This is a genomic window from Prevotella sp. P2-180 (assembly GCF_002251435.1).
GTDB lineage: Bacteria > Bacteroidota > Bacteroidia > Bacteroidales > Bacteroidaceae > Prevotella.
The window spans coordinates 1-16,513 of the sequence record NZ_NPJI01000106.1; the positions used below are offsets into that span (position 1 = coordinate 1).

Below are 16,513 nucleotides of genomic sequence, written 5' to 3' on the forward strand. Positions count from 1 at the left end.
GTTTGATATATATTTTGATTTGCAACACTAAGATAGGTGAAAAATCTGACATGACAAAATCCTGAGCAACTTTTTGTTGCTCAGGTACTTAAAAAGTTATATTTGTAATAGTGTTGCGGAATTAAGGATAAAGTAAAGACCATACGACGGCGGGCGTTTGCGCAGCCCTTTAATTTTTTAATTCTTTAATTTTTTAATTCTCTAATTCTTCCTCGCCTCTTTAATTTTTTAATTCTTTAATTTTTTAATTCTCTAAAGAATCCCAGTGACAAGTTCATTGACCCGAAAGAGTTTAATATTGCTAAAATGATATCAAAAACTTAAAACAATTTGGATGATACAATAAAAAGTTGTAACTTTGCGGGCTGAACATAACATGACATATAAATGATTTCAGTAGAACAACTTAAAGTTGAGTTTGGAGTAAAACCTTTGTTCAGCGGTGCATGTTTCGTCATCAACGACAGAGACAGAATAGCACTCGTGGGAAAAAACGGTGCTGGAAAGTCGACACTGCTTAAGATTCTCTGTGGCATGCAGAAACCCACAGAGGGAGTGGTGGCTGTACCTAACGACACTACCATAGGCTATCTGCCACAGGTGATGATTCTTCAAGACGATACCACTGTGAGAGAGGAGACAAGAAAGGCTTTCGCTAACGTGACACAATTGAAGGCACGTGTGGACGAACTTAACCACCAACTGTCGGAACGCACTGACTATGAGAGCGAAGAGTATGCCGCGCTCGTGGAAAGGTTTACCTCTGAACATGAACGGCTGCTGATGATGGGAGCCGAAAACTGTGAGGCAGAACTGGAACGAACGCTTGCAGGACTCGGTTTCACACGCAACGACCTCGACCGCCCTACATCCGAATTCTCAGGAGGATGGAGAATGAGAATCGAACTGGCAAAAATACTTCTCAGCAATCCTGACGTGCTCCTGCTCGACGAGCCGACAAACCACCTCGACATCGAGTCGATACAGTGGCTCGAACAGTTTCTTAGCACTCAGGCAAAGGCTGTGGTGCTTGTTAGCCACGACAGGGCTTTCATCAACAATGTGACTAACCGGACACTGGAGATATCGTGTGGAAAGGTGATTGACTACAAGGTGAAATACAACGAGTATGTCACACTGAGAAAAGAACGACGCGAACAGCAACTCAGGGCATGGGAAAACCAGCAAAAGGAAATTGCCGACATCAAGGACTTCGTGGAGCGCTTCAGATATAAGCCCACAAAGGCCGTGCAGGTGCAAAGCCGACTGAAGCAACTGGAGAAAATCGTGCCCATAGAAATTGACGAGGTGGACAACAGTGCACTGCACCTGAAGTTTCCGCCATGTCTCAGGAGCGGCGACTATCCTGTGATATGCGACGACGTGAGGAAAGACTACGGACAGCACACCGTGTTCGACCATGTGACGCTAACTATTAAAAGAGGTGAAAAGGTGGCATTCGTGGGAAGAAACGGCGAAGGAAAGTCAACGCTCGTGAAATGTATAATGAACGAGATACCTTTCACCGGCGAACTGAAGATTGGACACAACGTGCAGATAGGTTATTTCGCACAGAACCAGGCACAGCTGCTCGACGAAAGCCTCTCGGTGTTTGACACCATAGACAGAGTGGCAAGGGGAGAAGTAAGGCTGAAGATAAACGACATACTCGGCGCTTTCATGTTCGGCGGCGAGGCATCGGAAAAGAAGGTGAAAGTGCTTAGCGGAGGGGAACGCAGCCGGCTTGCCATGATACGCCTGCTGCTCGAACCCGTTAACCTGCTAATTCTCGACGAGCCCACCAACCACCTCGACATGCCTTCGAAAGACGTGCTGAAAGAGGCAATAAAGGCTTTCGACGGTACGGCCATCATCGTAAGCCACGACCGTGAGTTTCTCGACGGACTGGTGAGCAAGGTGTATGAGTTTGGTGGCGGAAAGGTGAGAGAACACCTCGGAGGCATATACGACTACCTGAGAAACTGCGAGAAATCGGGAGTGGAAGCCTTCTCGCTGAGGACGGAGACAACGCCCGTGCAGCCCAAAGCCACCGGCACGGACGACAAGACCTCGAAACAAAGCTATGCCGAACGCAAGGAACGGCAGAAACTCATAACCAAGGCAGAGAAGGCCGTGAAGGAGTCGGAAAGGAAGATTGAGCAAATGGAAAAAAGACTCAAGGAACTCGACGAGATACTCAGCAAACCCGAAAACGCCAGCGACATGACCATAGTGACAGAATACACCTCTACAAAGAAAGCTCTCGACGAAGAGGTGGAGAAATGGGAAGAGGCATGCATGAAACTGGAAGAATTAAATAATATAAACATATGAAAATTAAGACTTTTATGACAATCATCGCATTGGCTTCTGCAGCATCAGGAGCCATGGCACAGGAAAGCCTCTCAACAGGCATTCCTGTAGACAATCTCGACAAGACAGCTCGTCCTGCCGACGACTTCTATCAGTTTGCTTGCGGCGGATGGATGAAAAACAACCCACTGCCGGCGGCTTACTCGCGCTACGGCAGTTTCGACCAACTGGCCGAAAACAACAACAAACGTATCAACGCCATTCTCAACGACCTCAAAAACGTGGACTATAAAGAGGGAAGCGTGGAACGGAAACTCAGCGACCTCTATAAACTCGCCACCGACTCGGCAAGACGCGACGCCGACGGCATTAAACCTCTCATGCCTTTTATCAAGCAACTCGAACAGGCAAAGACCAAAGAACAACTGTTTGACGTGCAACTGGAATACGCAAAGTATGGAAACAACGAGTTTATTGGAGCATGGTATGGCACCGACAGAAAGAACTCCAAACAAAATATCCTGAACATCTGGCAGGGAGGAATGACACTCGGACAAAAGTCGTACTACCTCGACGAAGACCCAGCGACAAAAGCTATACGTGAGGCTTATAAGAAGCACATAGCCAAGATGTTTGCACTCGTTGGCTTTAGTGAAACTGAAGCTGAGAAAAAGATGGTAAACGTGATGAAACTCGAGACCGAACTCGCCAAGGCTGCCAAGTCGCCGGCCGAACTGCGCGACCCTGAAGCCAACTACAACAGCATGACACGCCAGGAGTTCAACAAACGATATCCGAACATCAAGCTCGACAGACAACTGCAGGCTGCCGGCATCGACCTCAAGTATATCGACAACCTCGTGGTGGGACAACCACAGTTTGTTGAAGCAGCCGACAAACTCATAGCGTCTATCACTGCCGACGAGTATCGCGACTACATGGAGTGGGGACAGATAATGAGTGCAGTGTCGTATCTCGACGAAAAGACCATAGCTGCCAATTTCGACTTCTTCGGAAAGACCATGTCGGGACGAAAAGAAAACTATCCGCTCTGGAAACGTGCCACACAGCAGGTGGAAGGAGTGATGGGAGAGGCTCTCGGAAAAATATACGTGGAAAAGTATTTCCCCGCTTCATCAAAAGAAAGAATGGTGACACTCGTGAGAAACCTTCAGACTGCCCTCGGTGAACGCATCAAGGACCAAGACTGGATGGGCGAGGAAACAAAGAAAAACGCACTCGAAAAACTCAGCACCTTCTACGTGAAGATAGGTTATCCTGACAAGTGGGAAGACGTAGGAACTCTCATTATAGACCCTACCAAGTCGTACTACGACAACATCCTCGCCTGCCGATTGTTCTGGCATAAGAAAGAACTCGAGCAAACACTCGGCAAGCCGGTTGACAGAGACAAGTGGGGCATGACACCGCAAACCGTTAACGCTTACTACAACCCGACCACCAACGAGATCTGCTTCCCGGCAGGCATCCTCCAGCCTCCATTCTTCGACCCCCAGGCCGACGACGCTTTCAACTATGGAGCCATTGGAGTGGTGATAGGACACGAGATGACCCACGGATTCGACGACAGTGGACGCAACTACGACAAAGATGGCAATATGAAGGGATGGTGGACTGAAGACGACGCTAAAAAATTTAACGAGAAAGCAGACCTTCTCGACCGCTTCTTCTCAAACATAAAGGTACTGCCCGACCTGAATGCCAACGGACGATTCACCCTCGGCGAAAACCTTGCCGACCACGGAGGACTGCAAGTGGCATTCACAGCATTTAAAAATGCAACAAAAGACGCAAAGCCCGATAATAAAGATGGTTACACCCCGGAACAACGATTCTTCATGGCCTATTCAGGAGTGTGGGCAGGCAACATCACCGAAGAGGAAATACGCAACCGCACAAAGACAGATCCACACTCGCTGGGACGATGGAGAGTGAACGGAGCACTGCCGCACATCGACGCATGGTATGAGGCATTCGATGTGAAAGAAGGTGACAAACTCTTTATCCCGAAAGAAGAAAGACTCGACCTTTGGTAATTCACTTTTTTTTAAACTCTATATAAAAAAACGTCAGATTGTAAATTTTCTGGCGTTTTTTTTTGTATATTTCAGATTATTTCGTATCTTTGCACACATAAAACAAAAAATACTTCATATAGACAGAAGTAATCATATTAAGAACTTTTCTAAGAACCTTCTTATGGACTATAAAAATTCATTTAATGAATACACCCATGGCATGGAGGCATCAAAGCAAAAAATCCTCAACGATGCTACATACACGTCGGAGACCACCGGGCGTTCGCAACAAAATAATTATCAACAAGCTATGATGGCAAAAAACATAGCCGACTCTTCACTGTGTCCCAACTGCGGGTCGCCAATGCCAGAAGATGCCGACTACTGTGAGTCGTGCCGAAGATACATCAAATACGACACCTGCTCCTTCTGCGGGGCACACCTTCAGGGCGAAGAGGCTTACTGCCCGGAGTGTGGAAACCCAAGAGGCGGAATATTGTGCCCAAGGTGTAATACTATGAACGAGTTCGCATTCTGCAAACAATGCGGCAAACCACTGACAGAGGAAGCGAAAATGCTGCTCGAAAGAGTGAAAATGCTGCCGGAATACCAACAGATGCAAGCAATTGCCGAACAAATCAACAGTCTCGAGAAAGTGGTTCCGATGAAATCTGAGGCTGAGGTACTGCACGAAGAGGCAAACAAGGCCCTAAGGGAAAGGGTGCTCACACTGCTGGCCAAAGACAGAGGTGAGAAATCGCCCGAAATACCTGACCTCCAGTCGAAAAGAATAACTGAAGAAGAGTACCAGATAAGAAAAAACAATCTCGCAGAACAACTTATGGATGCACTTGAGGCCATGCAGACAAGACCCATGGAAAATCCAGTGGAGGCAAGAAACTACACCATGGCCATGAAACCAGCAGGACTAAGGCTCGCCTGGAAGTGTAACTACAAAAACGCCATACACAGCAGCCCATGCGGATGCGCAAAGCCACATCTTGGAGGAAGATGGATTATACTCGGAAAGAAATCTAACTCAAAATTGGTTGACGACAATGGATGAAACAATAATAAGACCAGAAGGAAACAACTCCTATGACAATACGCTCGACAACACGCTCGACGCTACGCTCGACTCCACTCTGAGAGTAGAATCGACAATATCGTTGACAAAGAATGGCAACGACAATCTCGACGTGACGGGAAGAATGGACATTGACGCCAAAACCATCAGGGGAATGGCTGACAACATGTCTGACTCTAATACCCCGGCAGATACCGACGTGTTCGAGATAAACGGAAAATTCTATAAAAAACTGAAATGCCTAAGCGACAACTCAGGAGAGGCACAGGTGTTTCTCGTGGAAAATGACGGGAACAAACTCGTACTGAAAATATACTATCCTAATTTCTCAGTAAAGAAAAAACTTCTCAGAATCATTGCAGGTATTCAATTCGAAATGATTGTCAACGTGTTTGACTTCGGCAAAATGTATGTCGATGGCGTAAACCGCGACTACGAGATAATGGAATATCTAAAGGGCGGAACACTAAACGAATACAAACTAAACAATGATTTCGACCAATTCAGGAGAATAGCACTCCAAGCTGCTGCAGCTCTTGAATACTGTCACAACAACAATATCATACACAAGGATATAAAACCCGGAAACTTCTTCTTCCGCGACGAAAACCATACACAAATCGTGCTCGGAGACTTCGGTATCTCGTCGGTGATAAGCGACAAGAAAGAACTACACAGAACCACACAGGCGAGAACACCCATCTACGCCTCGCCTGAGATGTATAACGACGTGATAGACGGAATAGTGGAACTCACACCGGCATCAGACTTCTACTCACTCGGCGTCACACTGCTCACCCTTTGGCGGGGAGCAAGCCCATTCAACGTGGGAGAACGAACCATAATGAAGAGGAAAAACGAAGGACGACTGCCTGGTGTCGACACCCTGCCAGAGAGAGTGAAAATGATAGTAAAGGGACTGACAGCGGTGAACATACAGAAACGATGGACATACAACGAAGTGGAAAGATGGTTCCTCGGAGAAAGCCCGGAAGTGGACATCACCTCGCCATTCCTCAGATACAAGACTTTCGTGGTAGACCCGGAGAGAAACCTCGTGGCGGAAAACGTGCGCGAACTAATACCAATGCTGCTCGCAAACGAAAGAATAGCAAAGGGATACCTCTACGGTGGAAGACTCGCCAACTGGTTTGACTCCTGCGGAAATACCAAGACCGCCATGGTGCTGAAAGACATCGTGACTAACAAATACCCAATAGACCAGCACGCCGGACTTATGGCTGCCGTTTATGCCATGGACCCTTCGTGGCCTTATACCGACATCACAGGACAGGAATGTAACGACATGCACAGCGTGGCCATTTCACTCGTGATAAATTCGGCTAACTACCAAGTGCTGCTGCGCAATCCGAACGACGACCTCTGGGTGTATCTTGAAAGCCACACCGACTGCGACGTGAACCGAATGAGGGGCTACTTCACCGGCAAACAAAACGACAACCCGAAAATCTCACTCATGAGAACAGTTTACGAAATGGACAAAGACATGCCCTTCTTCGCAAACTACAAGTCGAGGTCTATACGCGACATCATAAGATGTTTCGGATATGAGGACATGAATGAAGACAACTGGAGAAGCATAACCGACGGACGACTGCTGGCCTGGATGTACAGCCACGAGGACAAAATGGCATGCGAAGCCATGAGAATCATGACAGAAGGACAGGCTTACAGCAAGACTCTCGCATACAAGGTGCTGTACAACATTGACCGAACGGCGGCATTCGACCTAAAAGAGGCAAACACACCGGAAAAAGTGGGAACGGCATTTGCGCAAAAACTCAAGCAATGGCAGTCGCTCGAAGAAAAGGAGTTCCAGAAAAAACTTGAGGAATTATGCGGAAAGGAAGGCAGATTCCTCTTCTACGCACAACTGCATGGATGGACAAAACAGATACACGACTTCAACAGATGCTTCGACATGCAGAGCGATGAAAACAAAGAACGCCTCGGCGACTATAACCTCAGGACCGCAGCCTACCGCTTCTGCCGATTGCTTGGCTGCAAGCCTACATACCTCTTGCCTTCGGGAAAGGAACTCGACAACGGGACAAACATCGACACACAGGACATAGCGGAAATGAAAAACGAAATGAGAAACGCATGTCTCAGCCAGTGGATGTCGGTATATTATCACGAAAACCCCCACGAAGACTTCTCGCAAGAGTATAGCTACGAGCAAAGCCTCGAAAAATGGCTCATGGCCATAGGAACCATCGACCCGCAACAAAACTATTACAGGAGATTCATAAAGGCTAAGCAGGAAACTGCAAGAAAATATGAAGAGGTGAGAAACGAGTATGTAAGTGCTTGCAGACAGACAAAATTGCTAAAAATACTCTTCTACACACTGTCGGCCATACTTGCTGTCACACTCATAGTGGCACAGATAAAAGGCACGAAAGACATTCTCGCCAACGGTTCTGTCAAACTCTTGATAACCATTGGAATTCCTACGGCTCTGATAGTGGGAGTGAAGTCTTTCTTCAAAGGATATGGAGCTCTGTTTGCCTTCTTCCTTGCCGTAATAGGATTCTTCTCAGCAGTCTTGCCACTGTTTGCCATGAGGTTTGTGAATGCCTTAATCCCAAGCTATTTCATCCCTGTCGTACTGCTCATCGAGGGAATATATGTGGCCATAGCACACTTCACCGACACCAGCAAGGAAAGCGAGGAAGACAAACAACTGATAACAGAGGTGATGGACGACGACATGAAGTCATCACTGCTCGAACCGCTTTATTATACGTTCAAGACGAAGTCGATACGTTTCAGAGGATCGAAATTCAACGTGCTAGACGATGTGAAAAACCAATTCAAGTCAGTCAGCAGCGACTCAGTAATACATTATGCCCTATGGAGCATTTTTGCTCTCGTGGTTCTTGTCGGACTATTTCTAAATAATATTCTATGAAATGCGAACATTGTCATAAGGAAAACAGACAGATTGCAAGGTTTTGCCGATGGTGCGGGAAACCTATGGCCACCAACAACATGCTGGTGAAGCTCGTAGGGCTCGACGACGTGAAACTGCAGCTGCAGTCGGTGGTCGACACCTATACATTCCTTCATTCAAGAAAGGATGTTGCAAAGGTGAGACTCAGCGTCAATGCAATTATAATAGGTGAAACCGGTACTGGTAAGACAATGCTCGCTGAAGTCATTAGAGACTATTTCTTCCAGCATAAAATAATTTCAAAGTCGAAACTTACATTGGTAGACGCTGTTGACTATCAACGGTTTGTCGACTCTTGGGACGACAACGTGAAGAAAGCAAAGGGGGGAATACTCTTCTTCGACAACGTGCAGAAACTATTGCCGGACAGATATTCCAACCAAGTGAATCCGCTCGACAAGCTTTTCGTGGAAATGGACCACTGGGACGACGACCCTATCGTGGTTATCTCCGGACTTACAAAAGGACTTGAAGACTTCCTTACCAACAACCCTTCGGTAAGCAACAGGTTCAAGTACAAGTTCGTCCTGCCTTCTCCTGGATACAAGGAACTCACCACCATCTGCAGAAACGTGCTTAAAGATAAGTATGGAATAGACTCTTTCTCCCTGGAGGCGGAACACAAACTCGCCAGATACTTCAAATACAGGGTGAAGAAAAAAGACGAGACGTTCGGATTCGCACATGAGGCTATAAAAGTGGCTGAGGACATCTTCACTTCGTTCATCAGCAGAGGATTAGACGCACACATAGTAGAGCCCGACGACATAAAGGGATATGTGCCCGAAGAAAGGTCGCTCGACGATATTCTTGCCGAAATGGACAAGTTCATTGGAATGGACGAGGTGAAAAAGGCCGTAAGGGAAATCGCATACTCCGTGAAAAACGGACTGGAAAGAAAAGAACGTGGACTCGGCGGTAGCGAAAAAATGGCTATGCACGTAGTGCTTACCGGTAATCCCGGTACAGGAAAAACGACAATAGCCAGAAAACTCGGAGAGATACTCGCAGCCATCGGATATTTAGACAGCGGACATGTGGTGGAGGTAGACAGGGCAAAAATGGTGAGCCCATATCAAGGGGAGACACCAAAACTCGTAGACAAACTCTGCGACAAGGCCATGGGCGGCATTCTCTTCGTGGATGAGGCCTACACTCTCGCTCCTGTGAGCCAAACAGGGGAAAGAGACCAGCAAGGGGCTCAGGCATTGGAAAAACTGATGAAGAGAATGGAGGACGACAGAGGAAAATTCGTTTGCATAGTGGCGGGATACAGAATGGAGATGGACAACCTCTTCAGAATAAACCCGGGATTCAAAAGCAGATTCAACTATTTCCTCAATATCGACGACTACACGCCCGACGAACTGTTTAAAATCATGCTTACGTTCGCCGAAGACAAGAAATACCTGTTTGCACCAAAGGCGGAAGACAAAACAGTAATGGTCATAAGGGACTTGTATGAACACAGAGACAAAAACTTCGCCAACGGAAGGGCAATGAGGCAGCTCTTCGACCAAATATGCAAACAACAGGCGGAAAGACTTGAAAAAAGTGACCTCAACTCGCTCAGCAACGACCAGCTCATGACCATTGTCGAGGACGACGTGCCATACGACAGACCGCAGGTTGTGGACTATAACGACTGCCTGAAGGAACTGAACGGACTCGTGGGACTGAAAAGCGTAAAACAAGAAGTGGCTAACCTCGCATCGTTTATCAACCTCCAGATACAACGTGGCGAAAAAGACACTTTCCAAGGAAAGCATTACATATTTACAGGTAATCCGGGCACAGGAAAAACTACAGTGGCAAGAATAATGGCCAATGTGCTCAAAACTCTCGGAGTGCTGTCGAGAGGACAACTCGTTGAGGCTGACAGAAGCAGCCTCGTGGCGGGATTCAGCGGACAGACGGCAATAAAGACCAACCAACTCGTTGACTCTGCCATGGGAGGTGTCTTGTTTATCGACGAGGCTTATACTCTAAAGTCAAGCGACCAAGACTCTTTCGGCTCGGAGGCCATCGACACTCTGCTGAAACGACTGGAAGACGACAGGGGAAAGTTTGTATGTATCGTGGCTGGATATACACAACAGATGCACGACTTCATCGACTCCAACCCTGGACTAAAAAGCCGATTTACACAGACCATACACTTCGACGACTATAACGCCGACGAACTTACCGACATTTTCCTCAATATGGCAAGCGCACGACAGTTTATTGTGGATGACGACACAAAGGCCACCATACACAGGATGTTTGAACAAGTATGCCTGAGGAAAGACAATAACTTCGGTAACGCACGTGAGGCAAGAAAACTCTTCGACGAGGCCGTGGAAAGACAAAGCAGAAGACTCGTGGAGGAGATGGGCTCAAAACAGCTTGAAAAGGAGGATATGTACAAAATCGTAGCCGAAGACGTCGCTGTGGGACAAAGCACAAAGAAACGACCGCTCGACGAAGTGCTCAACGACCTCGATGCTTTCGTGGGAATGAGAACGGTGAAAAACTTGATAAGAAGACTCGCCGTGCAGAGCATGTTCCTGAAACAAAGGTCGGAAAGCGGTATAGGTAAAGTGCAGCAGATGAACATGAACTTCGTGCTCACAGGAAATCCAGGTACAGGAAAGACTTCACTGGCAAGACTCATGGGTGAACTGCTGCAAAGCATGGACATACTGCCTTCAAAAAACATTATTGAGGTGAGCAGGGCACAACTCGTGGGAAAATATATGGGAGAAACACCGAAAATCGTAAACAAATACTGTGACCAGGCCATGGGAGGTGTTCTGTTTATCGACGAGGCTTACACCTTGTGCAACGGCGGAGACGACCAGTATGGACACGAGGCGGTGGACACTCTGATGAGAAGAATGGAAAACGACAGAGGAAAGTTTGTGGTCATCATTGCTGGATACAAAGACAGAATAGACGCTTTCCTCAGCGAAAACCAAGGACTCGCAAGCAGGTTCACACACAAAATGAACATCGAAGACTACAACGAAGACGAACTGCTGGCCATAATAAAGAAAATGGCGGCACAGGAAGACTTCGTCTTTGAACCATCGGCTGAGTTCAAGATGATGGGTGTGATTTGCCAGAAAGTAATGACAAAATCGTCTTCTTTCGGAAACGCAAGGGAGATGAGAACAATGCTAGACGAAATCATAGGAAGACTTTCGGAAAGGGTGGCCGACATGGAACCGCAAGACATTACGAATGAAACTTACAAGACCATAACAACGGAGGATATTGCCGATATATAAAAAGGCAGGAATACTACTCCACATTATTAATATATATATAGAATATGATAATTTGTCCATATTGCAAAGAAGAAATCGACCCAGGGTCGCACTATTGCGACCAATGTGGAAGGAAGATGGCATACTGCGAGAAATGCAGTCATGTGGGTACCGGACGACGATGCACACTATGCGGTGGGATGATGATTTCGGCTGAAGAATTGGAACTGCGTAACCAGCAGAAAACCATGTCGGAACATTTTTCCATGCCGCTTGCTGTCTCCACGTCAAAGGCAGACATATCGACTTCGCTTATAGATATGACAATACCGACCATGTCGCTCGTAAACAGACAACTGAACATCGACATACATGCTGTCAATGGTGCTGTGATCGGAAGAAGACAAGGACCATACTGCGCAATGTTCGCTCAGAACAAGTTTGTATCAGGTGCGCATGCTCAACTCTTCTACAAAAAAGGAGAGGGCTGGAGTATTATGGACAAGCACTCTTCCAACGGAACTATGCTCAACAGGAGAAAACTTGTGCCTGACGTGGCAATGTCACTTAACAATGGCGACCTCGTGACTATTGCTAACGTAAACCTGCAGGTGATTATAAATAAAGTAATCAAACACTAACATGACAATAAACAAATTTGCTATAACTGCCTCAAGCAATGTCGGATTGGTAAGGAAAAACAACGAAGACATGATACTTGTAAGAAACAAGTATGTGAGGGACGAAAACTACAGAACCGTGATCGAACTCGACAAGTGCGACAGGTTTGTCATGGCTGTCGCCGACGGTATGGGAGGATACGATGGTGGTGAAGTGGCAAGTCAGGAAGTGCTCGCAAGCCTGCATTTCTATATCGGCGACCTGCCTGCAAAACTAACAGCCACACAGTTTTGCGAAGCCATGATGGAATGGGTAAACTCCACTAACGTCACCATCAATACAAAAGGTGAGCTGTCACCCGAAACAAAAAACATGGGTACAACACTTACGGGAATTATCGTATACGAAAAAAACGTATTCTGGATAAACTGCGGCGACAGTAGGATATACAGGCTGAGAAACAAAAAACTATCGCAGATTTCCACCGACCACTCCATGTCTGCAATATATGGACCTGAATGCGGGTCTAATGCTATAACAAACTGCATAGGAGCAGGATGTGACTACTCTTACCTCGACATATTCGAATTTACCGACGACGTAAAGCGTGGTGACATCTATATGCTTTGCTCTGACGGAATGAGCGATATGGTGGATGACGAAAACATAGAACAACTGCTCGCCATAGGATGTGACGCACTGCAAATGTGTCAGGCGGCAATCGACTCGGGTGGATACGACAATGTGTCGACTTGTGTAATAACTATAGAATAACTTTATTATAAGATATAATTGAAATGCCATTAAGACTACCAGACAAGCTGCCCGCAATAGAGCTGCTTAAGAAAGAAAATATTTTCGTGATGGACAATTCAAGGGCCACTACTCAGGATATACGCCCTCTGAAAATTGTCGTGCTTAATCTCATGCCATTGAAGATTACCACGGAGACTGACCTCGTCAGACTCCTTTCAAACACGCCACTGCAACTTGACATCTCTTTCATGAAACTTAAGAGTCATACACCAAAAAACACACCCATAGAACACATGATGATGTTCTATCGTGACTTTCAGGTGATGAAAGACGAAAAGTTTGACGGGATGATTGTTACAGGGGCGCCTGTGGAAACGTATGAATTCGAGGATGTGACTTATTGGGACGAGGTGAGCACCATTTTCAAGTGGGCAAGAACTCATGTCACTTCAACATTATATATCTGTTGGGCTGCACAGGCGGGACTTTACTGCCATTACGGAATACCAAAATATCCTTTGAAGAAAAAGATGTTCGGGATATTCAAACAGAAAACACTCGCACCGGAACTTCCCATATTCAGAGGTTTTGACGATGAGTTCAACATGCCACATAGCAGACATACTGAAATAAGACGCAAAGACATAGAGGCTTGCAAAGATCTTACTATCATTGCTGAATCTGAGGAATCGGGAGTGAGCATGGTGATGGCAAGGAATGGACGTGAGTTCTATATCACAGGACATCTGGAGTATGCTCCCGACACTCTCGACAAAGAATATAAACGTGATATGGGCATAAGGGACGATGTGGGAATGCCGGTGAACTATTATCGTGACGACAATCCGGACAACAAACCTCTCGTCACTTGGAGAGCTCACGCAAACCTGCTCTACAGCAACTGGATAAACTATTATATTTATCAGGAAACACCTTTCGACATAGATAAGATTTGCTAATTTCAAGAATCGGGATTTTTTAATATTAAAGGTGGTAAGAAAACTTGAACTGCTTGCTCCGGCAAAAAACCTGGAGTGTGGAATGGCGGCTGTCGACCATGGGGCAGACGCCGTGTATATTGGTGCTGAAATGTTTGGGGCAAGGGCCGCTGCCGGAAATCCTGTCTCTGACATAGAGAAATTGTGCAGATATGCCCACCAGTTCGGTGTCAAGGTGTATCTCACCGTTAACACCATTATTTACGACAATGAAATTGACAACGTGAAAATCCTGCTCGAAAAGCTGGACAGGGCTGGGGTCGATGCTGTGCTCGTGCAAGACATGGCTCTTGCTGAAATGGTAAGGGAAATGCAAAAGAATGGCTCGAAAATGGAATTGCATGCAAGCACACAAACTGACAACCGAACAAAAGAAAAGGTGGAATGGCTCGCAGGACTCGGATTCAACAGAGTGGTGTTGGCCAGAGAACTGTCGATAGAGGAAATCGACACCATTCACAAGGCACTGCCTGAGGTGGAACTTGAGGTGTTTGTTCATGGGGCTTTGTGTGTGAGCTATAGCGGACAGTGTTATGCATCGCAATATTGTTTCTCTCGCTCGGCCAACAGGGGAGAGTGTGCACAGTTCTGCCGACTGAAGTTCGACCTCGTGGACTCTCAGGGAAAGGTGGTGGAACACGACAGACACTTGCTGTCGCTGAAAGACTTCTGCCAGATAGACAATCTTGAACGACTTGCAGAGGCTGGGGCCACCTCGTTCAAGATTGAGGGTAGACTGAAGGATGTGGCTTATGTGAAAAACGTAACGGCGGCATACAGTAAAAAGCTTGACGAAATAGTCAAGGCTCATCCCGACAAGTATTGCCGTGCATCGTCAGGAACTGTGGAACTGTCATTCACACCAAGTCTTGACAAGACATTCAACCGGGGATATACCACATATTTTGCCGACGGACGACAACCTGACATCTTCTCGCCCGACACACCAAAGGCTCTTGGAGAGTATGTCGGGAAGGTGAAGGAGGTGAGAAGGCAGATGGTGATTGTGGCTGGAGTGGCTACATTTGCCAATGGCGACGGGCTGTGCTTCATTAACTCTGAACGACAGCTGGAGGGATTCAGGGTCAACAGGGCTGAGGGCAATCATCTCTATCCTTCGGTAATGCCCAAAAACCTGCGTAACGGTATGGCTTTGTACAGAAACAACGACCAGACGTTTGAAAAAACTCTCGCTAAGCAGACAGCAACAAGAACCATAGCTGTGGACATGACTTTCCGTGAAGTGGAAAAAGGCTTCGCTCTCGATTGTACTGCTGAGGACGGAAGGGCTTGTCACGTGACGGTTGACGCTGAACATTCCAAGGCGCAGAAACCACAACGAGAGAATATTGAAAGGCAATTGACGAAACTTGGAACCACCATTTTCTCTTGCCGGAGCATTAAGGTAGACAAGGACTTCTGCTGGTTTGTGCCGTCGAGCCTGCTTGCTGCCATGAGACGCGAAATGGTCGAGAAACTAACAACCTCAAGCCCCCAACAAGACAAGGCTATATCCCGACGTGAGACGATAAAACGGCAGGAGAATAGTAACGCACTACCAACTGACCAAAGGGCAAACAGATGCGGAGGCTATCTGCTCAATGCCTCCAATTCGCGTTCGGTGGCTTTCTATAAGAGTAGGGGAGCGGAATCGCCAACGGCATTTGAGACCGAGGATAACCACAGACTGGACAGCATGCTTATGCAATGTCGATTCTGTCTTCGTCATGCCCTTGGTTATTGTGTGGCAAGAGGAGGGAGAAAGCCACAATGGAAAGAACCTCTGTCGCTTAGACTACCCGACGGACGCATGTTCCCTTTGCAGTTTGACTGTAAGCGTTGTCAGATGAATGTACTTATGCGATGGATTCTTCTTGTCATCATTATACCATTATTTGCTTCTTGCTATAAACAGGCAAGCCCTACACCAGACGCATGGAGCCTGACGGAAAGACAGCAGGACTCCATATCATTCTATTCAACACACCATTACACCCAGAACTTCAATTTCCTCGTGAAGGGAGACTCGCTTGTGCTATTGCCACAAAGAGGAGACGAAATGGTTGACGGTGGGAATTATTCGGCTTTTGAAGACACAATAGTGGTGAACCCGGGAAGCAGGGTGGTGGTGGCAGATATAGCATTTCTGCCTAACGATACGGTTGACTCAGTATGGGTGAAACTGGCTTATGACCAAAACACTCAAGGGTGGATACAAGAGAGCAAGATGCTTCCAAACGTAAAACCAGACGACCCTATCTCCTGGTTTATAGATACCTTTTCCGACTCGCATCTGTTGCTTTTTCTTGCCTTAGTGGTTGTGGTGTTGGCAGCTTATGGCTTGCTATTGATAAAAAGACGTAAGGCGATGATAGTACATTGGAACGACATAGACTCGCCGTTTCCGATGATGTTGGCACTGTTGGTGTCCACTGCAGCCGTAGTGTATGCCTCCATACAGCTTTTTGACC

General features: G+C 46.8%; 8 protein-coding genes and 1 pseudogene. All 9 read left to right on the forward strand.

The annotated features are described in order from the left end of the window. The first annotated feature begins 387 nt into the window (after positions 1-387). Complete coding sequence (locus CIK98_RS14815; RefSeq protein WP_094385589.1) at positions 388-2,334, forward strand: ABC-F family ATP-binding cassette domain-containing protein; 1,947 nt, start codon at positions 388-390, stop codon at positions 2,332-2,334. Next, on the forward strand, positions 2,331-4,370 hold the full coding sequence (locus CIK98_RS14820; protein ID WP_094385591.1) for a M13 family metallopeptidase: 2,040 nt from the start codon (positions 2,331-2,333) through the stop codon (positions 4,368-4,370). Before CIK98_RS14815 ends, CIK98_RS14820 begins: the two co-directional genes overlap by 4 nt. A 163-nt stretch (positions 4,371-4,533) precedes the next feature. Then, positions 4,534-5,418: a zinc ribbon domain-containing protein gene (locus CIK98_RS14825; protein ID WP_094385593.1), complete on the forward strand. Its 885-nt coding sequence runs from the start codon at positions 4,534-4,536 to the stop codon at positions 5,416-5,418. Continuing rightward, a complete protein-coding gene (locus CIK98_RS14830) occupies positions 5,411-8,374 on the forward strand; it encodes a protein kinase (RefSeq protein ID WP_094385595.1) in 2,964 nt (987 codons plus the stop codon). The genes CIK98_RS14825 and CIK98_RS14830 overlap by 8 nt, the downstream gene beginning before the upstream one ends. Continuing rightward, positions 8,371-11,688, forward strand: coding sequence for an AAA family ATPase (locus CIK98_RS14835; protein ID WP_094385597.1), 3,318 nt, complete (start codon positions 8,371-8,373; stop codon positions 11,686-11,688). Before CIK98_RS14830 ends, CIK98_RS14835 begins: the two co-directional genes overlap by 4 nt. Positions 11,689-11,732: 44 nt before the next feature. Further along, positions 11,733-12,308, forward strand: coding sequence for an FHA domain-containing protein (locus tag CIK98_RS14840; protein WP_094385598.1), 576 nt, complete (start codon positions 11,733-11,735; stop codon positions 12,306-12,308). Between the two features lies 1 nt (position 12,309). Next, positions 12,310-13,062, forward strand: coding sequence for a PP2C family serine/threonine-protein phosphatase (locus CIK98_RS14845; RefSeq protein WP_094385600.1), 753 nt, complete (start codon positions 12,310-12,312; stop codon positions 13,060-13,062). Positions 13,063-13,085: 23 nt separating this feature from the next. Continuing rightward, on the forward strand, positions 13,086-14,003 hold the full coding sequence (metA, locus tag CIK98_RS14850; RefSeq protein WP_094385602.1) for a homoserine O-succinyltransferase: 918 nt from the start codon (positions 13,086-13,088) through the stop codon (positions 14,001-14,003). A gap of 82 nt (positions 14,004-14,085) precedes the next feature. After that, a pseudogene (locus tag CIK98_RS18780) lies at positions 14,086-15,897 on the forward strand (U32 family peptidase); the annotation flags it as partial. Positions 15,898-16,513 lie beyond the last annotated feature (616 nt).